The organism is Paraburkholderia sediminicola (assembly GCF_046027355.1).
GTDB lineage: Bacteria > Pseudomonadota > Gammaproteobacteria > Burkholderiales > Burkholderiaceae > Paraburkholderia > Paraburkholderia sediminicola_B.
In genome coordinates, this window is sequence record NZ_JAQQEK010000008.1 from 24,803 (window position 1) to 51,034 (window position 26,232).

The following is a 26,232-nucleotide window of genomic DNA, read 5'->3' on the forward strand; positions in this document are numbered from 1 at the left end:
GCCTTTTTTTTCGCGCATTTAACTGATAAGTCAGATTGTTTTACCGTTCCCGACAGGTGATGAAATGAATGGATCGACGAAGCCCGCCACGCTGCCGCCGCTGACTGGCGGCAAGCTGGTGCTGGCGACGCTTGCCGTGGCGCTCGCCACGTTTATGAACGTGCTGGATTCATCGATCGCGAACGTGGCGATTCCGACGATCGCCGGCAATCTCGGCGTCTCGGTGGACGAGGGCACGTGGGTGATCACGCTGTTCGCCGCCGCCAACGCCATCGCGATTCCGTTGACCGGCTGGCTCGTGCAGCGTGTCGGGCAGATCAAGTTGTTCGTGTGGGCGATTCTGTTGTTCGTGCTGTCGTCGTGGCTGTGCGGGATCGCACCCAATCTGCCGGTGTTGCTCGCCGCGCGGATTCTGCAGGGCGCGGTGGCGGGTCCGTTGATTCCGCTGTCGCAAGCGATTCTGCTCGGCTCGTACCCGAAAGAAAAATCCTCGACCGCGCTCGCCTTGTGGGCGATGACCGCGACGGTCGGGCCGATTGCGGGCCCGGCGCTCGGCGGCTGGATTACCGACAGCTACTCGTGGTCATGGATCTTCTACATCAACATTCCGGTGGGCCTGTTCGCGGCCGGCGTGACGTGGGCGATCTATCGCACCCGCGAAACCCCGACGAAGCGTTTGCCGATCGACAAGGTCGGCCTGCTCTCGCTGATCGCATGGGTCGGCTCGTTGCAGATCATGCTCGACAAGGGCAAGGATCTCGACTGGTTCAACTCGCCGGTGATTGTCGCGCTAACTGTGTTCGCGGCGATCAGCTTCGTGTTCTTCGTGATCTGGGAGTTGACTGAAAAGAACCCGATCGTCGACTTGAGACTGTTCGGCAAGCGCAATTTCCTCGGCGGCACGGTCGCGATTTCGGTAGCGTACGCGGTTTTTTTCTCCAACCTCGTGCTGTTGCCGCAATGGATGCAGGCGTATTTGAACTACCGTTCCGTCGATGCCGGTCTGGCCACCGCGCCGCTTGGCATCTTCGCCGTGATTCTCGCGCCGGTCATGGCGAAGATCATGCCGAAGTCGGATGCGCGGGTCCTGGCGACGCTGGCTTTCGTCGGTTTTGCCGGCGTGTTCTTCATGCGCTCGAACTACACCACGGGCGTGGATACATGGACGCTGGTTTTGCCGACGCTGTTGCAAGGTATCCCGACGGCCCTCTTCTTCGTGCCGCTGACCGCGATCATTTTGTCCGGCCTTGCGCCCGACCGGATCCCGGCCGCGGCGGGCCTGTCGAATTTCGCGCGGGTGTTCGCCGGCGCGGTGGGCACGTCGCTGGCTTCGACGGGATGGAACGACCGGACGATCCTGCATCATACGCAACTGGCCGAGCAGACGAGCGTGAACAATCCGACTTACACGTCGGCGCTGGATGCGCTGCAAAGTTCGCTGGGAGGCAGTCACGCCCAGGCGATGGCGTTCTTCGAACGTTCGATGAATACCCAGGCAGCCATGCTGGGATTGAACGATATCTTCTGGCTGTCGGCGGTGATCTTCGTACTGATCATCCCGTTGATCTGGGTGACGAAGCCGGACCGCGCCAGTTCGGCTGCGGCGGCGGGAGCGGGTGGCCATTGAGGGCGGCGCAGGCGGTGAACGGCATGGTTACCCGTATTTACTATTGCCCGTTCGCCGCCTACGATAGATTGAGGTTTCAGTCTGACGGCGCACGCGATCGTTGTGGCTGAGACCAGATAGCCGGCTGACAGACCGGCTTACAAATTGACTTGCAAAACGTTCTGGGCGAACCGATGCAAGCTTTCCGACAGGCATCGTCGAACCATGAGCGATCTGGCTCATCGCGATGACCCGAGCGGAAGACCCGACTGCAGCGCGCGACGTTCGTTGCCAGAAAAAATACCGCGCGGTTCGAGGTGTTCCGTTGTTCCTGTGCGTCTTACGGCACTAACATCTTGCGGGAGAGCGCCATGATTCGCGCCGAACGTCGGATCGTATTCGCGGCCATCGCGGTGTTCGCCGCGCTGGGCGGCATGGCGATGGTCATTCACGGCGTGCTGTTCGACACCCGCAATGCCATGCTCTATGGCGGCCTGTTGCTGGTGCTCGGCGTCGCGGTGCTGGCGCTGATGCTGACGCCGCGACCGACGGATAAATCGTGAAATAAGGCTCGCAACGGCCGATTGAAATAGGGCCGCGCCAACAGTTGCGACGCGCCGCCGGTTTTCCGGTTCGGCACGCCCTGAGTCCTGAATCGGCCGGCACGCAAAGCGCCGGCCGCTCGTTTTGCGCTGGCGATTATTCCGCCGCTGCGCCGTGATTGCATCCCGCGTGATGGACGTGACCTGCCTGGCTATCGTCCCATGCCGAGCCGAGAATGATCTTGCAGAAATTCAGCCGCTTGTAGTTGGGATCTTTCATCTCGAGCACGTCGGCCTTCACGTTGCCGAACGTGGTTTCGGGTTTGCTGATCGTGCCTTGCGCGAATGCATCGATGATCAGGTTCTTGAAGTCCTGCTCCCGCGGATGCGCGGCCACCACGCTGACGCGTTGCGCGTCGTCGAACTCGTGATACCGCATGCCGAGCACGTCCATTTCCACGCCCGCGGTCACCAGCGAGACGACCGGCTTCAGATGCTCGGGGACGCCCGGCGTGGTGTGAAGCGCGATCGACAACCAGACCTGTTCGATGTCGTATTCGTTGACGCCGTGGCTCTTGAGAAAGTCGCGCGCGGCATTGGCGCCGTCCACTTCGAAGCGATCTGTTTTGCTGCTGTAGCCCGGCGTGAGGCCCATGTCATGAAACATCGCGCCGATGTACAGCAACTCGGGGTCGTACGCGAGGTTGCGGCGCGCGCCCGTCAATGCACCCCACAGAAATACGCGGCGCGAGTGATTGAAAAGCAGGTCGTTCTCGGTGTCGCGAACCAGATCGGTTGCGGCTCTCGCGAGACGGCTGTCTGGAATCTGAATGCCGGCAATGGTCGTACTCATCGAATTTCTCCTGGACAAAGATAGTGCCTCGTGAGGCGATGGACTTCGTGTCGTTTGGGCAGTGTCTGCACAGCGTGATGGATTCGCTGTGAGCACCGCCCGCTGATATCCAAGTATCCGCCGGAGTCGGATCGGGGTGAGTGGCAATCGACCGGCTAAGCGTGCCAGTGATACGCTGTTTTCTGCCATTCGCGGCCGGTGCGCGGTGGCCGGCAGTTCATGACGCGCTCGTGGCGCAACCGCCGCTTATTTCGCCGCCAGCGCCGGCTTGCTGCCGAGCAGCGCCCACTGGCCGTTCTCGACGACGAGGTTGACGCTCTTGACGCCGATCACGCGGCGCGTGGCCGGATCGAAGGTCGCCTTGCCGAACACGACGCTCGGCACGTCATGCAGCTTCGGCAGCGCGTCGCGCACCGCGCGGCGATCGTTGCCGCCCGCGCGCAGCGCGTAGGCGGCGATGATCGTGGCGTCGTAGGCGAATGCATTGAAGTCGTCTGGTTGATGGTGATACTTCGCTTCGAAGCCGCGCACGAAATGCTGGACTTCGGGGCTCGGGTCGCCGGGGAAGAAACTGGTGTTGGTCGTCACGCCGTTCACCGCCTCGCCACCGAGTTCCATGAACTTCGGCGAATACACCGAGCTCGCGGCCACGATCGGCAGGCTGATACCGCTCGTGCGTGCCTGCCGCGCGATCTGCGCGCCGTCGGAATAGTACGAGATCAGTACGAGCGCGTCGGGATGCGCATCGCGCGCACGCAGCAGCGTCGCGCGAAAATCCTTGTCGGTGGGCTGATAGCCTTCGGCGGCCACCACTTGCGCGCCACGCGCGGCAGCGGCTTTCACGAACACGTCCTTGCTGGCGCGGCCCCAGTCGGTGTTCTGGAACAGCACGGCGATCCGCTTGAAACCTTGCTTGACGGCCAGGTCCGCGAGCAGCGGTTGCGCGTCCGACTGGCTGACCGACGGGCTCCAGATGAAGTCGCCGCCCTTGGTGAAGTCGGGATGCGAGTTGGTGAAGCCCAACTGCACGAGGCCGGCGCGCTGATAGATTGGCGATGCCGCCATCGAAGCCGGGCTCGAGAAGTCGCCGAGTTCGATCAGGATGCGTTTGTCGTCGACGAATTTCTGCGCGATGCCGACCGCCTGGCGCGGATCGCTCTGGCTGTCCTCGAACACGTACTGCAAGGGATGGCCGTTGATGCCACCCTGGCTGTTGATTTCGTCGAGCGCGAGGTCGAAACCGGCTTTCCATTGCGCGCCGTATTGCGCGTTCGGACCGGTCAACGGTCCGCTGACGCCGAAGAAAACCGGCTCGCCGCTGGCCGGCGCCGCATGCGACACATGGTGGAAGGAGAGGGCGAGTACAGCGGCGCCGGCTAATGCGAAGAATCGCCGGTACAGCGCGGATGAATGCGAGGCGGACATGAGTGGTTCCCCGGAAATGAGTTGGACTCCGAGTCTCCAACGCATCACATCCTGCGGCAACGAAGCGATTGGCATATCCATATTCGCCGGCCGGCGCGCTGCGACGTCAACGCGATATGAAGCTCAAGGCTGCGCGGGAAAGACCGGCTCGCCCAGCGTGAGCATCAGCCGGTTCGCCCAGGCGAAGATCGCAATCGCGTGGCTCAGGTCGAGAATCTGCGTATCGTCGAGCCCGACGCGGCGAAGCGCGTCGAGCGATGCAGGGTCGACCGCTTCCGGATGCAGCGTGAGATCGATCGCATAGCGCACGATGGCGCGTTCACGTTCCGTCGTGCCGGCAGTTTCGGCGTCGGCGAAAATCTGCTGGATCACGTCGTCGCGTTTCGTGAGTTGCTGGAAGCGCTGCGCATGCACCGAGGCGCAATACACGCAGCCATTCACGCGCGACACGACGGTGCTCGCCAGTTCGCGCTCCGCGCGTGACAAGCCGCCGGGCGCATACATGATGCTGTTGAACGCGCCCGAGCGCTGCCGCAGGATTTCTGCTTCGTGCACCAGCAGCAGGTAATAGTCGGACGTCTTTGCCTGCGGGTGACTCGTCTCGAGTACCGCAGTCTGCGCCGGCGTTGCCTGCGTGAGCGGGACGACGTCGAGCCATGCGCGCCAGCCGAGCGTTTGCGACGTGAAGCCGTGATCCGCACTCATGCCTTTGCCTCCAATGCGCGCAATGCAGCGACGACTCGCACCTGATAGGTGACGAACGCGACGAGCTGTGCGAGCGCGACGATGGCGCGCGTCGTCAGGCCGGCGGTTTGTAGCGTCGAAAGGGCTGCCTGGCCGGTCGCAGCGGGACGCAGGACGAGGGCTTCGGTGTGAGCGAGGATCGCCGCGAGCCGCTTGTCGGCAATCGTTTCGAATGGAAGCTCATGATGCTGCGCGATGGCATCGAGCAGCGCCTGCGTCGCGGCACTGTCCGCCGTTTCGAGTGCCAGCAGACGTTCGCGATAGGCCTGCGCGCTCTGGTCCGCGCGCGACAGGAGTGCTGCATACCAGGCTGCGATCAGCCGCTCTTGAAGCGCCAGGTCGGTGACGTCTTTCGAAAAAAGCGCGTCGTGGCTGCCTTGCGTATAGCGTGTCGCGTCGGCGCGGAAGGCACGCAACACGGCGGTGGCGCCGTCGGGCGCGAGGCCCGCGAGTTGTGCGACGAAGTCGTCGCTCGCGGCAGATGATCGATGGTCGGGCAATGAAGACATGAGGTGTCAGTCCGTCAGAAGGAGTGGTCAGGCAGTCGTGTCGATGGGGCGCACATCGGTGTCGGCATCGGCATCGGCCCATTCGTCACCGGCGAGTTCGGCGGTGTCGAACGCCTGCAGCGCGACGAAATGCGTCTCGCGGTCGGCGTCGAACAACATCGCGGCGATCGCGCGTGCCAGACGTTGCGCGCCGTCGCTGATCGCGGGGATGTCGCCGGCGATCTTGCCGTGTGTCAGGCTCGCCGCGTGATTGAAGCAGTGGATGCGCGCCAGTGCCGGACAGCTACCCGGAATGCGCTCCTGGAATGCGAGGTTGCGATCGAGGTCCGGCGAGCTGGCGAGGTCGTCGTTCGGCAGATCGGTTGCCGGGGAGAACCGGTCGCGCCAGCGGCGCACGTGCGGCGCGATCAGCGCGAACTCGTCGCGCGTGTCGAGTTCCGAGTGAAAACCGGTGGCGAAGATCAGGTAGTCGAGCGCGTAACGACCCTTCGGCGTATCGACAACGACCGTCTCGCCTTCGTGATGCACCTGCGTGAGCGGACTCGCCAGATGCAGCCGCGCCTGCTGATGTCGCGCGACCCGCAGCACGCTGTCGCGCGGCGGCGGTGTTTGAGTCTGGGCGGAGTAGTGCAGAAAGCGCCACTTCCAGGCGTCGGGCAGGCTTGCGAAACCGTGAACAAGTCCGGGGCTGCCGATTCCGGTCAGCTTGTTGATGCGGGGCAGTGCATCGCGGCGCACGAACAGATCGACTTGCGCCGCGCCGGCTTCGAGCGCACTCGCGGCATTGTCGAACGCCGATGCGCTCGCGCCCACCACGCCGACACGTTTGCCGTGCAAGGCGGCGAAGTCGATCGCGTCGGATGAGTGCGCGTGGAAACGCGTGGGAAGATCGCGGGCCACTTTGGGAATGAACGGGCCGCCCAGACCCTCGCGCCCGGTGGCGAGCACGACATGGCGGGCTCGCACGGTTTCGCGCCGAGCCTGGCTGCTGTCGCCAGCCGGGCCGTGCAGGAGATCGAGTTCGAGCAGGCCGTCACCGCGCGTATGCAGTTTCGCAACGCGCGTGTCATTGCGCACCGGCAGATCAAGCATGCGGCGATACCAGCGCAGATAGTCCATCCATTGCGCGCGCGGAATCTTGTAGAGCGCGCTCCATTGCTCGCGGCCGAACTGCGCTTCGTACCATGCGCGAAAGGTCAACGCGGGCAAGCGCAGCGCGGGGCCGGTCAGCTGTTTTGGCGAGCGCAGGGTTTGCATGCGTGCGTAGGTGACCCACGGGCCTTCATAGCCCGCCGGCGCCTGATCGAACAGTTGCTGGTTGTCGATGCCGAGCAGCTGCAACTCGGCGCTCGCCGCGAGTCCCGCCATGCCGGCGCCGATAACGGCGACGTCGAGCACGCGTTGCGCGTCGACGCTGCGCGCCGGCACCCAGGGCGGCGCGGGCAATTCGAGCCAGCTCAGGTCTTCGCGAAGCCGGGCTTCGAGCGCGGCCAGTCCGTCGGCGGCGTGTGGAAGATTTGTTGCGGTCATGCCGTGACTCCGGTGTCGCGGTGAGTAGGAGGAGCGGCGTTATCCGCGGGATCTTGTGCGACCAGTGCGCCGTGCTGCGACGCCGCGTGACGCACGGCGCCGGGCAGCAGCGCGCGTGATACGTCCGCCAACGTGTCGATCATGGCGTCCACCTCGCCAGTGCGCGGCCGGCCTGACAGCGTGACGACGCCGTACAGAAACGGAATCGGCACGTCGAGCGGTCTCACTTCGACGTCGGTGAGACGCATGCCGAACGCGGTCACCGGATCGACAATGGCGACGCCGAGCTTTTCCTGCGCCGCCATCATCGCGTTGAGGGACGCGTTCGTTTCCAGTGCCACGTGAAGCTCGATGCCGGCCTGATCGAACGCGCGATCGATCCGGTTACGCAGTCGATAGCGGTTCGCCAACGTCGCGACCGGCTGGCCGGCAAGCTGGGCAAGCCGCAGCACGGCATCTTGTGCCAGCGGATCGTCGCGATGCAGAACCGCCACGCACGGCGCTTCGATGATGTAGTGCACGTCGAGGGCGGCATGATCGAGCGGCAGCGTCGCAATGCCGATGTCGGCTGCGCGCGAGAGCAAGGCCTGCACGACCTGCTCGGCGGAGGCACTGCGCAATTGCGCGTCGATGCGGGGACGTTCCTGAGTGTGGCTTTGCGTCAACTGCGCGAGTGCGCGCGGCGCTAACGCCGCCGCAAGTGCGGGCGTCGCGACAATGCGCAACGGCATGGGCTCGTCGCGGCCGATGGCGCGCGCGCTCGCACGGATCGCAGCGAGTCCGATCAGCGAGCGCTCGACCTCGTCATACAGCAGAAACGCGCGCCGGGTCGGCGTGACACGCGGACCTTTGCGGTCGAACAGCGCATAGCCGATCTCCTGTTCGAGGTCCTGGATCATTCTCGTCACGCCCGGTTGCGAGCGGCCGAGCAACCGGCCGGCGCCGGTGATGCTGCCCGTCGACATGACCGCCGAAAACGCTTCGAGTTGATGCAGCTCCATGCGATGCCTCATCCATGTGGTGGGTGCATTTTAGAGGCGGTTGAATGCGCGATTTTTATAATAAATTCCGCTATGCAATTGACGGAAGTTGCAGTGAGCCGACGCGTGAGCGGAATCCGGCGACAAGTCGGTCGCCTCCCGGGATCGCGGAAAAGCCCATGAAACAAGGGGTTTTGTGTGATTGCGAGCGCATCGCACAACCCGCGGCACGTCGCCTACCCAGCCGTTTTCATAACCTTTGCACTCGCGTCGGAATAAGCTTTGATGCTTATCTTCGTTGGCCCGCTTCCCGGCGACATGGTTACATCGGCTCACTCTATTTCATGGCGTGAGAACAGCATGTCGATTCTGTGGAACCCCAAGCGCGGCGCCGCCCGCACACTGCTTCAACTGGCCGGCGCATTGACGATTGCGTTCGGCGGCACCCTGTCCGCGGCCAATGCAGCGGATCCCTACTGGGTCGGCGTGACCGGCCCGCTCAGCGGCCAGGACGCGCAATACGGCGAGCAATGGAAGCGCGGCTTCGATCTCGCGCTCGAGCAGATCAACGGCAATGGCGGCATCAACGGCCATCCGCTCAGCTACGACTTCGAGGATAGCCGCAGCGATCCGCGTCAGGCCGTCGCGATCGCGCAGAAGTTCGTCGACGACAAACGCATCCTGCTCGAACTGGGCGATCTGTCGAGCGGCGCATCGATGGCCGCGTCGCCGGTTTATCAGCGCGCCGGTCTCGTGCAGTTCGGCTTCACCAACTCGCACCCGGACTTCACCAAGGGTGGCGACTACATGTGGAGCACGGCGATCAGTCAGGCGGAAGAACAGCCGATGCTCGCGCGCTACGTCACCAAGGGTCTCGGCTTCAGGAAGATCGCCGTGCTCTATCTGAACACCGACTGGGGCCGCACGAGCAAGGACATCTTCGCGAAGGCCGCCACGGCGAACGGCGCACAAGTGGTCGCGGCCGAAGCGTATCAGCCGAACGAGAAGGACTTTCGCGCGACGCTCACACGGGTGCGCAGCGAAGAGCCCGACTCGATCGTGTTGATCTCGTACTACTCCGACGGCGCGCAGATCGTTCGCCAGGCGCGCGCGGCGGGTGTGCGCACGCCGATCGCGGCGGTCGGCTCCGTGTATTCGCCGAAATTCCTCGATCTGGGCGGCGCCGCGGTGAACGGCGTCTATACCGAATCGAATTTCTTCCCCGGCGATCCACGTCCGGAAGTGCAGAGCTTCGTGCAGCGTTACCGCGCGAAATACGGCGCCGAGCCGGACACCTTCGCCGCGCGCGCCTACGACGCGATGATTCTCGCGAGCGAAGTGATTCGCCGTTACGGTGCAGACCGTACGGCCGTGCGTGACGGTTTTTCGAAAATCAGCGACGTGCCGAGCGTGATCTTCGGCAAGTTCAAGTTTGATCCGCAGACGCGCCGTGTGGCGGGTGCGAAGAACCTCGACCTCGTCGTGAAGGACGGGAAATTCGCCTTGTGGGACGGCGCCAGCGCCGTGCACGCGCAATGATCGAACGCACGAACACCTTGCGCCACGGGACCGACACGCCATGACTGCCTGGTTCGACTACACGATCAACGGACTGATCGTCGGCAATATCTATGCGCTGCTGGCGGTCGGCCTCGCGCTGATCTTCGGCGTATCGCATCTGATCAACTTCGCCCACGGTTCGGTGTATATGGTGGGCGGCTTTATCGGCTGGCTATGTCTGACGCGGCTCGGCTTGCCGTTGCCGGTCGCGCTTCTGGCGACCGTCGCGGGCTGCGCGGTGCTCGGCATCGTGATCGAGCGGATCGGCCTGAGGCCGTTGCAGGGCGCCGCGCGCATCGCGCCGCTGCTCGCCACCATCGGCATCAGCTTCGTACTCGACCAGTTGGCGCAGATCGTCTTCGGACCCGATCCGCGTCCGGTGCCGAGCCCGCTGCCGCAATGGACGCTTTCGGTCGGCGGGGCGACCCTCGGTTCGCTCGATCTGCTGATCGCGGCGATCGGCGTCGGCGCCGCGGCCGTGCTTTACGTGTTCCTGCGCTTCACTCGCCTCGGCTGGGCCGTGCGCGCGACCGCACAGGATCGCGACGCCGCGCAGCAGATGGGCGTCAACGTGAATGCCGTGAATCAGGCGGTCTTCGCGATCGCATGCGGCCTCGGCGGTCTGAGCGGATTGCTGGTGGGCATGTACTACAACAGCATCGATCCCGCGATGGGTTTTCAAGCGACGCTCAAGGGCGTCGTCGCACTGCTGATCGGCGGACTGGGCAACGTGCCGGGTGCGATTGCCGGCAGCCTGCTGCTGGGTCTCGTCGAGAGCTATGGCGTCGCGCTGTTCGGCACGAGCTATCGCGACCTGTTCGCGTTCGTGCTGCTGCTGGCGTTTCTCGTGTGGCGGCCCAATGGGCTCTTCAGTTCGAACCGCCGACTGCCGCCTGAGCCGCTGACGGGCACGTTTCTGTCGAATCGCCGCGCGGTGCGGATTCCGCGCCGCGTGATCGTTGCCGTGGTGGCGCTCGCGTTCGCGTTGCCGTTCGTGACGCCGTCGTCATACGTGCTGCAAACACTGACCAACGGCTGGATCTATGGGCTCCTTGCGCTTAGTTTGACGCTGGTCGCGGGGACAGTCGGACAGATCTCGCTCGGCCACGCGGCGCTGCTGCTGATCGGTGCTTACGCGTCGGCGCTGCTGTCGGTGAACCTGGGCTGGTCGCCCGCGCTGACGATTCCGCTCGCCGGCCTCATCACCGCGGCGATCGGCACGCTGCTGGTCTATCCGTCGTTCCGGCTGCGCGGACACTATGTGTCGATCGCGACGCTCGGCATCGGCGAAATCATCGGACTCGTCGTGCTCAACTGGGACAGCCTGACGCGCGGGCCAGTCGGCATCACCGGCATTCCGCCACTATCGCTATTCGGCTGGCAATTGACGGGCGTGCGCGCCGTTTACTGGTTCACACTCGCGGTGCTCGTTTTGCTCGCGCTGTTGCAGGTGCGGTTGTTGCGCTCGCATCTGGGCCGCACGTGGCGCGCGATCCGCGAGGACGATGTTGCCGCGCGCGCTTACGGTATTCGCCCCAACCGCTACAAGGCAATTGCTTTCGCATGTGGCGGACTGGCGGCCGGCATCGGCGGCGGCATTGCGGCGCATCTGTACAGCTACATTAACTACCAGACCTTCGACTCGCAGGTATCGATCCTCGCGCTGACGATGGTGATTCTCGGCGGCCTCGGCAGCGTGATCGGCGCGGTGGCGGGCGCGATCGCGCTGATCAGCCTGCCCGAGCTTTTCCGCTTCGCCGCCGACTACCGGATGCTGATCTACGGCGTGATCTTGCTGCTGCTGGTGCGCTTCAGGCCGCAGGGCCTGTTCGGCGCGGTATGACGGAGACGACCATGAGTTCTACTTCCACGAGCGGCGCGGACATTCTGTTCGACGTGCGACGCGTGACGCGCCGCTTCGGCGGTCTCGTTGCTGTCGACGAGGTGAATCTGTCGGTTGCGCGCGGCGAATGCGTGAGCGTGATCGGCCCGAACGGCGCGGGCAAGTCGACGCTCTTCAATCTGCTCACCGGCGTCGACACGCCCGACGCGGGCGAGGTGCGCTTCGGCGGCGAGGACGTGACCGGCATGGCGCCGGAACAGCTCGCCGCGCGCGGCGTGGCGCGCACGTTCCAGCATGGACGCGTGTTCGGCAACCTGAGCGTGCTGGACAACGTGCTGATCGGCGCCCACGCGCGACTCGCCACGACACGCCGCGGCTGGCCTGTCATTGGCGCATTCGCGGAAGTCCTGCGCGCGCTGGTCGGACCCGCATCGGTACGTCGCGAGGACGCCGAACTGCGCGAGGAGGTGACCGCGCTGCTGGCGCGCTTCGGCACACGGCTCGCGCCTCGCATCGACGAACCGGCGCACAGCCTGTCGTACGCGAATCGACGGCGTGTCGAGATTGCGCGAGCGCTGGCACTGCGTCCGCGCATCCTGTTGCTCGACGAACCGACGGCCGGCATGAACGAGTCCGAAACCGCGGAAATGCTCGAACTGATTCTCGAACTCAAGCGCGACGGACTGACAATTCTGCTGATCGAACACAAGCTCGACCTCGTGATGCGGCTGTCCGACCGCGTGCTCGTGCTCGACGACGGCCGCAAGATCGCGCAAGGTTTGCCCGACGAGGTGCGCAACGACCCGGCCGTCATCGAAGCGTACCTTGGGCACCGGCAGGTCGGCGCGCAGGCCGGCCGAAACGAAACGGCCGCCGCATGAATACGTCCAGCCTGCATCTGGTTTCATCGAACGATTCACCTTCCACATCACCCGCCATGACTGAGCCGTTGCTGAAACTCGATCGGATCGACACGTTCTATGGACAGATCCAGGTGCACTTCGGCGTGAATCTCAGCATTGGACGCGGGGAGATCGTGAGCCTGCTAGGTGGCAACGCCAGCGGCAAATCGACGGCGATGAAGGTCATTCTCGGCCTGCACAAACCGCGAGCCGGCACGGTCAGTTTCGAAGGCAAGCCGTTGAACGGCCTGCCGACCTCGCAGATCGTGCGGCGCGGCATCGCCTCCGTGCCGGAAGCGCGCCGGCTGTTCGGCGACATGACGGTGCGCGAAAACCTGCTGATGGGGGCCTTCACGCGCAACGACCGCGCAGGCATCGCGGAGGATTACGAGCGCATGCTCGAACTCTTTCCGCGCGTCAAGGAGCGGCTGACTCAACGCGCCGGCACGCTTTCCGGTGGTGAACAGCAGATGCTGGCCATGGCGCGCGCGCTGATGAGCCGGCCCGCGCTCGTCTGCATGGACGAACCGACCATGGGCTTGTCGCCGCTCTATGTCGACAAGGTGCTCGAATTGATCCAGACGGTCAACCGGCAGGGCATCACGTTCTTCATGGTCGAGCAGAACGCGAGCCTCGCGCTGCAGATCGCGCATCGCGGTTATGTGCTGCAGACCGGCCGCGTGGTGTTGTCCGGCACCGCGAGCGAGCTGCTCGGCGATCAGCGGATTCGCGATGCTTATCTCGGCGGGGCGCTTGCGGCGGAAACCGCTTCTTGAGCAAAAGGGGGAGACGTCCCGCGCTTTATGCCGCGGGACGCTACTCGCGCATTGCGCGATCAGGGACTTGCGACGAGTTCGAGCTTCGCGCCGTGCGTGAGTTCGCGTGCAAGCTCGCCTGCCGGGCCGTTCTCGTGAGCGTCCAGCGCGACGGCGAAGACGCCTTCGCCGCGTGTGGCCAGATGTTTGCGAACGTCGGATTCGAGACCCGCTGCGGGTTCGTGAGACGCGCGCGCAGGGCTTACGAGCGTCAGCGTGGTCGAGCCGAGTGGCAGGATGGCAAGCGTGATGCCGTAGCCTGGCAGGGGCGCACGCTGCACGTTGAGTTCGCCGAGCAGTGCGCGATATCGTGTGAGGCTCGCTTCCAGGTCGTTCACGACAAGCGTGATGTTCGCGACGCCGCGTGCGCCATTCGCGTGATGGCGCACGTCACCTTCGGCCACGCGCAGACGGCGCGGCGTCAGATCCCCGCAGAGGAAGGGCAGGTCGGCGGCAGGCGGCTTGCCGATCTGCCATTCGAGCCGTTCGCCGTCGGGCCTGATGCGTCCGCCGGCGATGGGGCCGTCGTAAAGAAGGCCCCGCTGGTGAGCCGCGTCGATCGTTGCCCCGACCGATTGCGGCAGCAGCGCGAAATCGACGAATCCATCACCGACGCGATGCCCGGCGTCCCACCAGCGATGTTCCGGCGCGTCGCGCAGAAAGGCGATCAGTTCGAAGTAGCTGCCGTCGGCGAAACCGATCAGTGCGTTATGCGTGGCGCCATCGGCGTGCGTGCCGCCGCGCTGCACCGTAAAGCCGAGCGCGCCGAAATGGACGATGGCCTGCTCGAGATCCTGCACGCGGATCACGATGTGGTCGAGTGAGAGGGACATGCCGGACGAACTCCTCAGGTGAGAGGCTGAAAAGTATGCGAAACCGTTTGCAAAAACGCTAGCAACGGATTGTCGATTGCATAGCGCTGTGGGTGGAATAGCGCGGTGAGTTCGTCATCGATCGATGTGGATGGAATATGGATCGATGGATTTGTTCGTGGCGAGAAGTGTGAGAGGCGCCGAGAATCGAGGAAGTCGCGCGACACACCCCTCAATCCATTTTCCCGAACCTCCATGAGCAAACGTAGCGGACATCTGCGCCTTGGTGCTTTCCTCTATCCGGCCGGACATCACATCGCGGCATGGCGCCACCCCGAGGCGCAGGCCGACGCCGGCGTCAATTTCCGTCACTATGTCCAGCTTGCGCAAGCGGCCGAGGCGGCGAAATTCGATCTGATCTTTCTCGCCGACGGCGTGGGTACGCGCGGGGACGATGTCGACTTTCTGAGCCGCACCGCGCACAGCTACGTGGCGCAGTTCGAACCGCTCACGCTGCTGTCGGCGCTGGCGGCGGTGACGGAGCGCATCGGACTGGTCGGCACGGCTTCGACGAGCTTCAACGAGCCGTATCACATTGCCCGCAAGTTCGCCTCGCTCGATCACATTAGTGAAGGACGCGCGGGGTGGAATCTGGTCACGTCGTCGAGCGAGCATGAGGCGAAGAACTTCAACCGCGACAAGCATTTCGACCACGCGGAGCGCTATGAGCGCGCCACCGAGTTCGCCGAAGTCACCGCGGGACTGTGGGACAGCTGGGAAGACGACGCATTCGCGCGCGACAAGACGGAAGGCCGTTTCTTCGACCCGCGCAAACGTCATGTGCTCGATCACAAGGGACGCTTCTTTCAGGTCAAGGGTCCGCTGAACGTCGCCCGCTCTCCGCAGGGGCATCCGGTCGTCGTGCAGGCGGGATCGTCCGCAGCCGGGCGGGACCTGGCGGCCAGGACGGCCGAGGTGATTTTCACGGCGCAGCAAACGCTGCCGGACGCGGTGGCTTTTTACGCGGATGTGAAGGGGCGCATGCAAGCTCATGGCCGTGATCCCGATGACCTGAAGATCATGCCGGGTGTGTTGCCGATCGTCGGCCGCACCGAAAGCGAGGCACGCGAGAAATTCGAGCAGTTGCAGTCGCTCGTCGATCCAAAGGTCGGCCTCGCGCTGGTGTCCGGACTGACGGGCGGATTCGATCTCTCGGAGTATCCGCTGGACGGTCCGATCCCCGAACTGCCGGAAACGAATGCCAGCAAGAGCCGGCAGTCGCTGACGCTGGAACTGGCGCGCCGCGAGAATCTCACGATTCGCCAGCTTTACCTGCGGGTCGCGGGCGCGCGCGGTCACTGGCAACTGGTCGGCACGCCGGCGCAAATCGTCGATCAACTTGAAGAGCGCTTCGTGAATCACGGCGCCGACGGCTTCAACGTGATGCCGCCGGTGCTGCCGAACGGTTTGACCGATTTCGTCGGACTGGTGCTGCCTGAATTGCGGCGGCGTGGCCTGTTTCGCGAGGAGTACGAGGGACGTACGCTGCGTGAGAACCTGGGGCTGCGTCGGCCTGAACATCGTTTTGCACGGCGGGCCGCGTCCCTGTACTGATCCATCGCATCGGCACGTCCTGCGCGTGTGCCGAATCACGCTCCCCACTCAAACAGCTGGATCCCATGCGATCCGTGCGCTTTTACAAGGAATCAAGGTATGCAGGTTTCTCAGGACACGGTAGCGCGCGCCACGCTTCAGGCGGCACTCGCCGCGCTGCCGGCGCTGGCCAAGGCGATCGGCGAAGACGCCGCGCAACGTGAAGTGCGGCGCGAGCTGCCGTTCGACCGTTTCGCGTTGTTTCGCGAATCCGGTTTGAGCGTGCTCCGTTTTCCGGTCGAGTGGGGCGGCCTCGGCGGTTCTCTGGAGGATCTCTTTCATGTGATCGCCACCCTGGGCGCGCATGAATCGAATGTCGCGCACGCCTTGCGGATTCACTTCGACCTGACCGAGCAATTGCTGTTGTCGCCGCGCTCCGCGTTCAACGACACGCAGATCGAACGCGTGCAAAAAGGGGCGATCTTCGGCGGTGCTTCGACCGAGCTCGGCACCTCGAGGCCGGGCGAAATCGTGACGAAGCTGGTGCGCGACGGCGAGCACTTCCGCGTGACAGGCAAGAAATATTATTCGACTGGCACGGCGTTTTCCGACTATGCGCGGATCAACGTGCAGGATGAAAACGACGAGAAGGTGTCGATCGTGATTCCGGTGTCACGAGAAGGTGTGCAGGTGCTCGACGACTGGGACGGCATGGGGCAACGCATGACCGCGAGTGGCAGCCTCGTGCTCGACAACGTACAGGTTTTTTCTCATGAAATCGCGACGCGCGGCTATACGAGTCTGGCCGGCCGCCATGGCAGCGCGGTGCGGCAGTTGCATCTGGTGACGGTCGCAGCGGGTATCGTGCGCAACATCCTGGAAGATGCGCGGCGCTATGTCACGCAACACGGCCGCCCGGTGCTGCATAGCCCGGCGCCTTCCGCACGCGAGGACGGTTTCGTGCAGCAGGTGGTGGGCGATCTTGCGGCGCATAGTCTGTCGATCGATGCGCTGGTCGCGCAGAACGCGCGCACGCTGGACCGCTCGGCGAATGCGATCCACAGCGGCGCGGCCAACGCGGAAGAACTCGTGCTGGAAGGGGCGTTGGCCACCGCCAAAACGCAACTCGTGGTGAGCAAGCTCGCGCTCTATGCCGGCGAGCGTCTGTTCGAGATCGGCGGTGCTTCGGCCACCGGGCGCGCGCACAATTTCGACCGGCACTGGCGCAATCTGCGCACGCTCTTCAGCCACAACCCGCTGCTGCACAAGGCCCGCGTGATCGGCGATTACGAACTGAACGGGGTAACCACGCACCTGACCGAAGGGCGCGTGTTCTAAAAGCGCGTCGCCATCCGCTCATACGTTAAGAGCGTTATCCGCACGTGCTGATTCCCGGCGACGAGCATCCGGCGCCTGCCGATGCTCAGACGTTGGGCGGGACGCTTCGTGACGGACACGCGCCGCATTCTCGATCTGTTCGCGCAGCGTCACGGGTTCCCTAAGGTGCATTGACGAAGCCAGCTCAGAAAGAGAGCGCGCTATTGCGCATGACGTCCCGACGCGACGCGGAAACGACGGACCTCGGTCAGGAATCAGACCGAGGTCCGCCGCCTCAGAACGGATGCCTCAGAACAGATGCTTCACACCAGCCGAGACGGCCACCTGTTTGCTCGTTGCGGACGGCGTCAGATACCCGATTGCCGCAACCGCGGGGCGCCCCAGCGAGTCGGTTCCGCTAGCGTGCTGAAAAGCACCGGTCACATAGACGTCGGTGGCTTTGGAAAGCGAATATGCCGCGCCGAGGTTCAACTGCTCGTACTTCGCGCCTTCCTTGCCGCTCACGCTGCCTCCCGCCGTATAGTCGAACGATGTGCCGAAGCGCAGGAAGGGTGTCGCCTGATAACGTAAGCTCGCACTGACGGTGCTCAATGTTGCCGAACCGCTGTAGTGCAGCGTATTCAGCGACGAGTTCGCGCCCAGCCCGCGGAATTGCGTAGTCGAGTAAGCCGCGCCGAAGATCGCGCCGCCCGCGGTATAGGTTGTCGCCACGGAAATCGTTTGCTGCGTGCTGGCCGAGGCGAAACCGGCGATCGCCGGATTGGACTCGGCGCTCGTCGCCGATCCGGCGGAACCGAGGTTATTGCCAGTGGCGCTCGCATTGGCGTTGGTGCCGTATAGCGACGTATTCGGATTGCGTGCATTGACGATCGACGCAGCGATCGCGAACGCTCCGCCGGTATAACTGGCACCCGTGGACCAGAGCTGATTCTGCGTGACATTCCCGGCCACGCCACCCACGCTATACAACGCGCCGAAGCGGAACCCGTTGAAAGAGTCGGAGAGGTACTTGATCGAATTGTTGATGCGGTGTGTGAAGTTCAGATTGTCGTAGTCGGCGGGATGGATCGCGAGGTTGCCCCAATACCAGCCGTGAAGCAACGGAGACACGAACTCCACCGACGTATCGGCCTGGCGCCCCAACGTCAACGTACCGTAGCGTGCGGCATTCACGCCGACCCAGGCCTGGCGGCCGAATTCCGTGCCGCCTTGTCCGATTGCGCCGTTGTTCACGCTGAAGCCGTTTTCGAGCTGGAATACGGCCTTCAACCCGCCGCCTAAATCTTCCACGCCTTTCAGACCCCAGCGGCTCGACGACAACCCCGATGAACCGTTGTCGAACTGCGCCACCTGCGAGCCGCCCCTCGGTCTGCCGGACGCCGGCGTTGCAGCGGTTTGCGCGTTGTTCGAGTAGGTGATATTGCCGGTCACGATTCCATACAGCGTGACGCTGCTTTGAGCACTGGCCGTGCCGGCCATCAAAGAGGAAACGCTGAAAGCGAAAAGCAGTTTTTTCATGATTGTTTGAATCGGTGTTGAGGGAGCCAGGGAGAAGTGATTGACCGATGAACATCCTGAAGTCGGCGACAAACGATAAGCAAAACGAATCGATGAAACAAACAATCAAATTCGATATTGATATCGATGATTTCTTCTGGATAAGCGCTAAAACGCCGATATTTAAGCGATAACACCAACCATCGATGACAGATATGCAATCCTGAATTAATTCGTTCTTCTGTCGCGTGACGATTGATATCGTGCGGCGCATCCGGTTCCGATCGACATCGCGAGGGCTCCGCCGATTGACGAGGTCTTCGCTTCAGAAGGGGGTAAGCATGAGCCATCGCAGGGGATTTCATTCCGGACGCCGTCACGCTTTGTTGGGGCTTGTGGGCAGCGCAGCCGGCATCGCGCTCGGTCCTTTCTCGCCGCTGGCCCACGCTGCGTCGCAAGGCAGCGCCGTATCGCCCCGGCACGGCGGCCGGCTGACCCTGCTCGTGAATCCGGAGCCGAACGTGCTGATCAATTTCGCGACCACGGCGGGCGCCGAACAGAAGATCAGCTCCAAAGTCACAGAAGGGCTGCTGGCCTACGACTTCAATGTGCGCCCGCAACCGCAGCTCGCCACCGCCTGGTCGATCAGCCCGGACGGTTTGCAGTACACGTTCAGGTTGCGAGAGGGCGTGCGCTGGCACGACGGTCAACCGTTCACTTCGAAAGACGTCGCGGTATCGATCGGTCTCCTGAAGCAGTATCACTCGCGCGGCCGCTCCACGTTCGCCAACGTCGTGGAAGTGCAGACGCCCAATCCGCACACGGCGCTGCTGAAATTATCGAAGCCGGCGCCGTATCTGATCTACGCGCTGGCCGCGTCCGAGTCGCCCATCGTCCCCGCGCATCTCTACGGCAGCGGCGATCCGCTGGAGAACCCGCACAACATCGACCCCGTGGGCACCGGACCCTATCGGTTCAAGCATTGGGAGCGGGGCAGTCATGCGGTGTTCGTGCGCAACCCGGACTACTGGGATGCGCCCAAACCGTACATCGACGAACTGGTGGTGCGCTTCATCGGCGATCCGGCTGCGCGCGCGGTGGCGCTCGAAACGGGAGAGCTGGATCTGGCCGGCGAGAACCCCGTGCCCTTGCTCGACATTCAGCGTTTGCAGGCCTTGCCGCACCTTGCGCTGGAAACCCGCGGATACAGCTATGACGCCGCGCAAACGCAGTTGCAGTTCAATCTCGACAATCGCTACCTCGCGAAGCAGCAGGTCCGCGAGGCGATCGCGCACAGTATCGACCGGCAAGCTATTTTGAAATCGGTCTGGTATGGCTACGGGATCGTGGCGCCGTCGCCGATCAGTCCGCTACTGACGCAGTTCTACGATCCGGGCGTGCCGACCTTGCCCTACGATCTGGCCAAAGCCGGGCAACTGCTGGATCAAGCCGGCCTGCCGCGCCAGAGCAACGGCTTTCGCTTTCCGTTGACGATCGACTACAACCCGTACGATCCGACTTTCGCGCGCCTTGCCGAGTACTTGCGGCAAACCTTGCGTCGCGTGGGAATCGAATCGACCGTGCGTTCTCAGGATTTCGCCGCTTATGTGAAGCGGATTTACACCGACCGCGACTTCGATCTCGACGCCAACTTTCTCGGCAATACCTTCGATCCCACTGTAGGTGTGCAACGCCTCTACTGGTCGCGCAACTTCAGGAAAGGCGTGCCGTTTTCCAATGCGTCGCACTACAACAATCCCGAGGTCGACCGTCTGCTCGAAGCGGCGGCGGTGGAGAACGATCCGCGCGCGCGAGTCGAATACTTCCGCCAATTCCAGCAGGTGGTCGGTCGCGATCTGCCAATCGTCGATCTGGTCACGCTCAAGCAGGTGACGCTCTACAACCGGCGGGTGCACAACCACACGGTGACCGCGGACGGGCTCGACGGCAATCTGGCCGACGTGTTCCTTGCATGAGGCGACCCGGTGCGATGCTCGCAACCGGTGCGCGGCCTTTCGTCCGCGCCGTGCTTTGCATATGCAGAACGATTGGTTCTTTTGCCGCCGCAGCGGCTTTATCGTGAGCGCTGCGGCAGCAGCATTGCCGACATCTCCACTACGACATTCCATTCGGCGCGAGCAGGCCGAACCTTCGGCAAAAAAGGATCTGAATCACATGGCAGGGCTGAATCGACGCGATTTTCTGATTTCATCGGGCGCCGCGCTCGCGGCCGCCGGCATGCCGGCACTGGCGTTCGCCCAGGGCGAGGCGCTCGCGCCGAAGCGTGGCGGCACGTTGAACATGCTGATCAATCCCGAGCCGCCGGTGCTGGTGTCGATCTTCCAGACCACCGGGCCCGCGCTCGTCGCGAGTTCCAAGGTGCTCGAAGGCTTGCTTGCCTACGACTTCGACCTGCGCCCCAAGCCGCAATTGGCCACTGCCTGGGCCGTCAGCCCGGACGGCTTGAAGTACACCTTCACGCTGCGTCCCAACGTCAATTGGCATGATGGTCAGCCGTTCACGTCGGCCGATGTCGCGTTCTCGATCGACTTGCTCAAGGCCGTGCATCCGCGCGGACGCAGCACTTTCGCCAATGTAACGCGGGTAGCGACGCCGGACGCGCGCACCGCGGTGATCGAATTGTCGAAGCCGGCGCCGTACCTGTTGAAAGCACTGTCCGCCGGCGAATCACCGATCGTTCCGAAGCACCTGTATGCGCAGGGCGATCCGCTGTCCAATCCGCACAACAACGCACCGATCGGCACCGGACCATTCCGGTTCAAATCGTGGACGCGTGGCGCGAACATCGTCTACGAACGCAATCCGGACTATTGGGACGCGGGTAAGCCGTATATCGACGGCCTCGTCTTCAAGGTGATTCCCGACGCCGCTGCCAGGTCCGCCGCCTTCGAAACCGGCGCGCTCGATCTGGGCGGCGAGAATCCGGTGCCGCTCACCGATCTGCCGCGTCTCAAGCAATTGCCGCAACTGGCTGTCGAAACGCGCGGCTATCGCTTTCTGGAGCCGCTCTCCGAGATCGATTTCAATCTCGAGCATCCGATTCTGAAAGATCTGCGCGTGCGCCAGGCGATTGCACATGCCATCGATCCGCAAGTGGTCCAGCGCACGGTTGCCTATGGCTATGCCGATCTTTCGCCCACGCCGATCACGCCGGGCTCCCCGTATCACGACGCCAAACTCGCACCGTATGCGTTCGATATCGGCGACGCGGAGAAATTGCTCGACGCCGCGGGCTATCCGCGCAAGGACGGCGGTGTGCGCTTCGGCCTCACGCACGACTTTTTGCCCTACGGCGACATGTACCGCCGTCAGGCTGACTACGTCAAATCGGCGCTGGCGCGAGTGGGCATCGACGTTACCGTTCGCTCGCAAGATCTGCCGGCGTTTCTGAAGCGCGTGTATGCGGATCGCCAGTTCGATTTCACGAGCATCGGCGTCAATACGCTATTCGATCCGAGCGTGGGGGTTCAGCGTCTTTACTGGTCGAAGAATATCCGCCCCGGTGTGCCGTTTTCGAATGCGCCGCACTACAGCAATCCCGAGGTCGACCGCCTGCTCGAAAGCGCCGCGGTCGAAACCGACGAGAGCAAGCGCATCGCGCTGTATCAGCAGTTCCAGCAGATCGTGTATCGCGACTTGCCGATTCTCAACCTGGTCGCGCCGCGCATGATCACGCTCGCGAACCGGCGCGTCCACAACCACACGGTGTCCGCGCAAGGTCTCGAAGGCAATCTCGCGGATGTCTATCTGAGCGCATGACAGGAGCGGCACGATGAGTCGAGGTTTGCGTTTTGGGGCGATTGCCCGGCGTACCGCGTGGCAGGCACTGCCGACGGTGATCGGCATCGTGATCCTGAACTTCTTCCTGCTGAAGCTGATGCCGGGCGACGCCGCCGACGTGCTGGCCGGCGAATCCGGCTCCGCGACCGCGGAAACGATGCAGGTGCTGCGCGCGAAGTTCGGGCTCGACCAGCCGGTGCTGCACCAGTTGTGGTCGTACCTCGCGCATCTGTCGCACTTCAGCCTCGGGTACTCGCCGCGCTACGACATGCCGGTGATGCAGCTGATTCTGTCGCGTCTGCCCAATACGCTGCTGCTGATGGGCGTGGCGTTGTCGTTCGCGATTCTTGCGGGCGTGGTGCTTGGCGCGGTGATGGCGCATTGGGCCGGCAAGTGGCCGGACCGTGTGCTGTCCGTGCTGGCCTTGCTGTTCTATTCGACGCCGGGCTTCTGGATCGGGTTGCTCGCGATCGTGCTGTTCTCGGTGCACCTGGGCTGGCTGCCGAGCGGCGGCAACATCACGCTCGGCGTCCAGCTCCACGGTTTCGCTTACTTCGTCGATGCAGCCAGGCACGTGCTGCTGCCGGCCGCGACGCTGGCGACTTTTTTCGTCGCGATCTATGCGCGGCTGACGCGGGCCGCGATGCTGGAAGTGCAACGCCAGGACTTCGTGCGCACCGCACAGGCCAAGGGCTTGCATCCGTGGCGCGTGACGGTGCGGCATGTGCTGCGCAATGCACTGATGCCGCTCACGACCATCGTCGGGATTCATTTCGGCACCTTGCTGGGCGGCGCCGCGGTGACCGAGACGGTGTTCAGCTGGCCCGGCCTCGGGCGCCTCGCACTCGACTCCGTGATGGCGCGCGATTTCAGCGTGCTGCTCGGCGTGCTGCTGCTGTCGTCGCTGCTCGTGATCGTCGCCAATGTTCTGGTCGATCTGTTGCAGGCATGGCTCGACCCCCGCGTCGCGTGATGGATCGCGCTGACGCCAGCCGTTTTCTCTCAGAAGGATGACATGGCTTCCGACTCTTCCAATCTGATTTCCACGACGCCCGAGGCCGCGGCATCGCCATGGCGGCGTCAGTTGGCCGGTACGCTGTTTGGTCTGCGGCGCGGCAACCCGGCCGTCGCGCCGGGCGGCACCACAGCGGGGCGCGGCGTCTGGCGCGCGTTGCTGCGTAATCCGTCGGCGCTCGCCGGGCTCGTCCTGCTGGCCGCCTTCATTGCGCTGGCGCTCAGCGCGGGGCATCTGTTTCCCGGCGATCCGCTCGATATGGTGGCGGCGCCGTTCGAATGGCCGGGTGTCGATCCCCAATACCGGCTCGGCACGGACTCGCTCGGACGCGATGTGGCCGCGGGCATCGCGCACGGCACGCGCGTGTCGCTGCTGATCGGCGCGGCATCGGCGGGAATCGGCCTCGTGATCGGCACGCTGGTTGGCGCGACGGGCGGCTTCTTCGGTGGCGTGATCGACGATGTGCTGGTGCGGGTGACCGAACTCTTTCAAACCGTGCCGTCGTTTCTGCTGGTGATCGTGATTGTCGCGATTGGCCGGCCGAGCGTGACGATCATCGCGCTCGCGATCGGCATCGCTTCCTGGCCGACCGTCGCGCGGATCGTGCGCGCCGAATTCCGCACGCTGCGCCAGTCGGACTTCGTGCTCGCCGCACGCAGCCAGGGCTTCAGCAATGCGCGCATCATCTTCGGCGAGATTCTGCCGAACGCGTTGCCGCCGGTGATCGTGACCGCTTCGGTGATGGTGGCGAGCGCGATTCTGATCGAGTCGTCGCTGTCGTTTCTCGGCATGGGAGACCCCAACGTGGTGAGCTGGGGCGGCATGATCGGGGCCGGCCGCGATTCGCTGCGCACCGCCTGGTATCTGACCGCCGTTCCCGGCGCGGCGATCGTGCTCGCGGTGCTTGCGCTGAACCTGTTCGGCGACGGCCTGAACGACGCGCTCAATCCGCGCCTGCGCGAGCGGGTCTGATAACACCCGGCTGATGACCTGGCCGATGGCATGGCCGACAACGTACCCGAGGATGCACCGTGGCAAACCTGCTTGAAGTACGCGACCTGCGCGTCAGTTTCGGCGCGCATGAAGCCGTGCGCGGCCTGAGTTTCGATATCGCGCAAGGCGAGACACTCGCGCTGGTCGGCGAATCGGGTTGCGGTAAATCGGCGACCGCGCTCTCGCTGATGCGCCTCGTGCCCACGCCGGGACGCGTGACGGGGAGCTTGCGCTTCGACGGCCGCAAGCTGCTCGATCTATCGGCGCGCGAAATCCGCGAGATTCGCGGGCAACAGATCTCGATGATCTTCCAGGAGCCGATGACGTCGCTCAACCCCGTGCTGTCGATCGGCGCGCAGATCGTCGAGACGTTGCGGCAGCATGAGAGTCTGTCCAAAGCCGTGGCATGGAAGCGTGCGGTCGAACTGTTGGCGCTGGTGCAGATTCCGGAGCCGCAGCGGCGCGTGTTCGACTATCCGCATGAGCTGTCCGGCGGTCAGCGGCAACGGGTGATGATCGCGATGGCAGTGGCCTGCCGGCCGCGTCTGCTGATCGCGGACGAACCGACCACGGCGCTCGACGTCACGATTCAGGCGCATATTCTCGAACTGCTCGACGGTTTGCGCCGCGAGCTCTCGATGTCCTTGCTGCTGATCACGCACGACCTCGGCATCGTCTCGAAGCACGCGGATCGCGTCGCGGTGATGCTGGCGGGCGAGAAGGTGGAGGAGGCGCCGGTTGCGCGGCTCTTCACGCAACCGCAGCATCCATACACACGCGGGCTGCTCGGCGCATCGCTGAATCTCGCGGACGATCTGCATTATCGCGGCTGGAAACTGCCGGAAATCCGCCACGGTATCGGCGAAGACGGCAAGCCGAGCTTCGCCGTGGTGCCGCGTTCCGTGCGCACTGGGCAGTATGTGGCGGATGTGGATCCCGCTCAGCGTGTCGCGGCGGCCGGCGAGGCGCCCTTGCTCGAACTGCGGGACGTGCGCATCGACTATCCGCAACGTCATGGCAAATCCACGCTGCGCGCCGTGGACGGCGTGTCGCTGCGGATTGCCCGCGGCGAGACGGTCGGACTGGTGGGTGAATCCGGCTGCGGGAAATCGACGCTGTCCAAAGCGATTCTGCGGCTCGTGCCGACAGCGAGCGGTGCGATCCGTTTGCGTGGCACCGATCTCGTGCCTTTGAGCGAGCGCGAATTGCGGCCGCTGCGGCGTCACGTGCAAATGGTGTTTCAGGATCCGTATGCGTCGCTCAATCCGCGCCGCACGGTGGCGGAGATTCTGGATACGGTGTTGGTGGTGAACGGCGTCGGCAACGCGCAGCAGCGCCGCTCGCGTATCGCCACCATGCTCGACCGGGTCGGTTTGCCCTGTTCGGCGCTCGGCCGCTTTCCGCACGAGTTCTCGGGCGGCCAGCGGCAACGCATCGGCATTGCGCGGGCTCTAGTGCTCGAACCGGATCTGCTGATCTGCGATGAGCCGGTCTCCGCGCTGGACGTGTCGATTCAGGCGCAGATTCTCAATCTGCTGGTCGATCTGAAACGCGATCTCGGCCTCGCGTATCTGTTCATTTCGCACGATCTCTCGGTGGTGCGCTATATCGCCGATCGCGTGCATGTGATGCGGGCGGGGCGCATTGTCGAGAGCGGGCATCATCGCGACATCTGGCGTGCGCCGCAGCATCCGTACACACGCACGCTGCTCGACGCGATTCCGGGCAAGACCTTCGACGCGCAGGCTGCGTAGTCGGCCTGGGCAGTCTCGCTCAGACGTCACCGGGCAGGGCGGCTAGTGCCGCCCTCGCCATCCCTCAAGCTGTCTCACACGAAGCCGACGCGCAATCCGATGGAAGATGGAGCTGCAATG

The 26,232-nt window shown here is 63.9% G+C and carries 21 protein-coding genes; 13 read left to right on the top strand and 8 right to left on the bottom strand.

From position 1 onward, the window contains the following. Positions 1-64 precede the first annotated feature (64 nt). Together PQR42_RS15475 and PQR42_RS15480 are read left to right on the top strand one after the other, a co-directional pair. A complete protein-coding gene (locus tag PQR42_RS15475) occupies positions 65-1,627 on the top strand; it encodes a DHA2 family efflux MFS transporter permease subunit (protein ID WP_408493666.1) in 1,563 nt (520 codons plus the stop codon). A gap of 350 nt (positions 1,628-1,977) precedes the next feature. After that, positions 1,978-2,169 carry a DUF2964 family protein gene (locus PQR42_RS15480; RefSeq protein WP_408205635.1) on the top strand — a complete coding sequence of 64 codons (192 nt, stop codon included), beginning with the start codon at positions 1,978-1,980 and terminating at the stop codon, positions 2,167-2,169. Positions 2,170-2,305: 136 nt separating this feature from the next. On the opposite strand, the gene PQR42_RS15485 is transcribed toward PQR42_RS15480, so the two are convergent. The 6 genes from PQR42_RS15485 to PQR42_RS15510 all read right to left on the bottom strand — a co-directional run bounded on the left by PQR42_RS15485 (position 2,306) and on the right by PQR42_RS15510 (position 8,210). Continuing rightward, entirely contained in the window at positions 2,306-3,001 is a 696-nt protein-coding gene (locus PQR42_RS15485; protein WP_408205634.1) for an HD domain-containing protein, read from the bottom strand. Between the two features lie 246 nt (positions 3,002-3,247). Next, a complete protein-coding gene (locus PQR42_RS15490) occupies positions 3,248-4,426 on the bottom strand; it encodes an ABC transporter substrate-binding protein (protein WP_408493667.1) in 1,179 nt (392 codons plus the stop codon). Positions 4,427-4,549: 123 nt separating this feature from the next. Beyond that, positions 4,550-5,131 (bottom strand): peroxidase-related enzyme, encoded by a 582-nt coding sequence (locus tag PQR42_RS15495; RefSeq protein WP_408386756.1) that lies wholly within the window; start codon positions 5,129-5,131, stop codon positions 4,550-4,552. Continuing rightward, positions 5,128-5,679, bottom strand: coding sequence for a CMD domain-containing protein (locus PQR42_RS15500; RefSeq protein WP_408386754.1), 552 nt, complete (start codon positions 5,677-5,679; stop codon positions 5,128-5,130). Before PQR42_RS15500 ends, PQR42_RS15495 begins: the two co-directional genes overlap by 4 nt. 27 nt (positions 5,680-5,706) lie before the next feature. Further along, complete coding sequence (locus PQR42_RS15505; RefSeq protein WP_408386752.1) at positions 5,707-7,209, bottom strand: NAD(P)-binding domain-containing protein; 1,503 nt, start codon at positions 7,207-7,209, stop codon at positions 5,707-5,709. Then, entirely contained in the window at positions 7,206-8,210 is a 1,005-nt protein-coding gene (locus PQR42_RS15510; protein ID WP_408386750.1) for a LysR family transcriptional regulator, read from the bottom strand. Before PQR42_RS15510 ends, PQR42_RS15505 begins: the two co-directional genes overlap by 4 nt. Positions 8,211-8,549: 339 nt before the next feature. Between PQR42_RS15510 and PQR42_RS15515 the strand changes: the two genes are divergently transcribed. Genes PQR42_RS15515 through PQR42_RS15530 form a run of 4 tightly spaced genes read left to right on the top strand, consistent with a single transcriptional unit; the run spans position 8,550 to position 13,270 of the window. Then, complete coding sequence (locus PQR42_RS15515; RefSeq protein WP_408386748.1) at positions 8,550-9,728, top strand: ABC transporter substrate-binding protein; 1,179 nt, start codon at positions 8,550-8,552, stop codon at positions 9,726-9,728. A gap of 40 nt (positions 9,729-9,768) precedes the next feature. Beyond that, complete coding sequence (locus tag PQR42_RS15520) at positions 9,769-11,592, top strand: ABC transporter permease (protein ID WP_408205627.1); 1,824 nt, start codon at positions 9,769-9,771, stop codon at positions 11,590-11,592. 11 nt (positions 11,593-11,603) lie between these two features. Continuing rightward, positions 11,604-12,473, top strand: coding sequence for an ABC transporter ATP-binding protein (locus PQR42_RS15525; RefSeq protein ID WP_408205626.1), 870 nt, complete (start codon positions 11,604-11,606; stop codon positions 12,471-12,473). Continuing rightward, positions 12,470-13,270 carry an ABC transporter ATP-binding protein gene (locus tag PQR42_RS15530; protein ID WP_408205625.1) on the top strand — a complete coding sequence of 267 codons (801 nt, stop codon included), beginning with the start codon at positions 12,470-12,472 and terminating at the stop codon, positions 13,268-13,270. The genes PQR42_RS15525 and PQR42_RS15530 overlap by 4 nt, the downstream gene beginning before the upstream one ends. 59 nt (positions 13,271-13,329) lie before the next feature. Here the strand turns inward: PQR42_RS15530 and PQR42_RS15535 are convergent, their stop codons facing one another. Continuing rightward, positions 13,330-14,142 (bottom strand): VOC family protein, encoded by an 813-nt coding sequence (locus tag PQR42_RS15535; protein ID WP_408386746.1) that lies wholly within the window; start codon positions 14,140-14,142, stop codon positions 13,330-13,332. 234 nt (positions 14,143-14,376) lie between these two features. Between PQR42_RS15535 and PQR42_RS15540 the strand changes: the two genes are divergently transcribed. Further along, entirely contained in the window at positions 14,377-15,735 is a 1,359-nt protein-coding gene (locus PQR42_RS15540; protein WP_408386744.1) for an LLM class flavin-dependent oxidoreductase, read from the top strand. 99 nt (positions 15,736-15,834) lie between these two features. Further along, on the top strand, positions 15,835-17,052 hold the full coding sequence (locus PQR42_RS15545) for an acyl-CoA dehydrogenase family protein (RefSeq protein ID WP_408386742.1): 1,218 nt from the start codon (positions 15,835-15,837) through the stop codon (positions 17,050-17,052). Between the two features lie 288 nt (positions 17,053-17,340). On the opposite strand, the gene PQR42_RS15550 is transcribed toward PQR42_RS15545, so the two are convergent. Then, entirely contained in the window at positions 17,341-18,570 is a 1,230-nt protein-coding gene (locus tag PQR42_RS15550; RefSeq protein WP_408205621.1) for a porin, read from the bottom strand. A gap of 320 nt (positions 18,571-18,890) precedes the next feature. On the opposite strand from PQR42_RS15550, the gene PQR42_RS15555 reads away from it, so the two are divergent. From PQR42_RS15555 to PQR42_RS15575, 5 genes are all read left to right on the top strand, one after another. After that, positions 18,891-20,525: an ABC transporter substrate-binding protein gene (locus tag PQR42_RS15555; RefSeq protein ID WP_408386740.1), complete on the top strand. Its 1,635-nt coding sequence runs from the start codon at positions 18,891-18,893 to the stop codon at positions 20,523-20,525. Positions 20,526-20,724: 199 nt separating this feature from the next. After that, positions 20,725-22,329, top strand: a complete 1,605-nt coding sequence (locus PQR42_RS15560; RefSeq protein ID WP_408386738.1) for an ABC transporter substrate-binding protein — start codon at positions 20,725-20,727, stop codon at positions 22,327-22,329. Positions 22,330-22,342: 13 nt separating this feature from the next. Further along, positions 22,343-23,323, top strand: coding sequence for an ABC transporter permease (locus PQR42_RS15565; RefSeq protein ID WP_408386736.1), 981 nt, complete (start codon positions 22,343-22,345; stop codon positions 23,321-23,323). Between the two features lie 42 nt (positions 23,324-23,365). Beyond that, complete coding sequence (locus PQR42_RS15570; protein ID WP_408386734.1) at positions 23,366-24,337, top strand: ABC transporter permease; 972 nt, start codon at positions 23,366-23,368, stop codon at positions 24,335-24,337. Between the two features lie 59 nt (positions 24,338-24,396). Next, on the top strand, positions 24,397-26,112 hold the full coding sequence (locus PQR42_RS15575; RefSeq protein WP_408386732.1) for an ABC transporter ATP-binding protein: 1,716 nt from the start codon (positions 24,397-24,399) through the stop codon (positions 26,110-26,112). Positions 26,113-26,232: the final 120 nt, after the last annotated feature.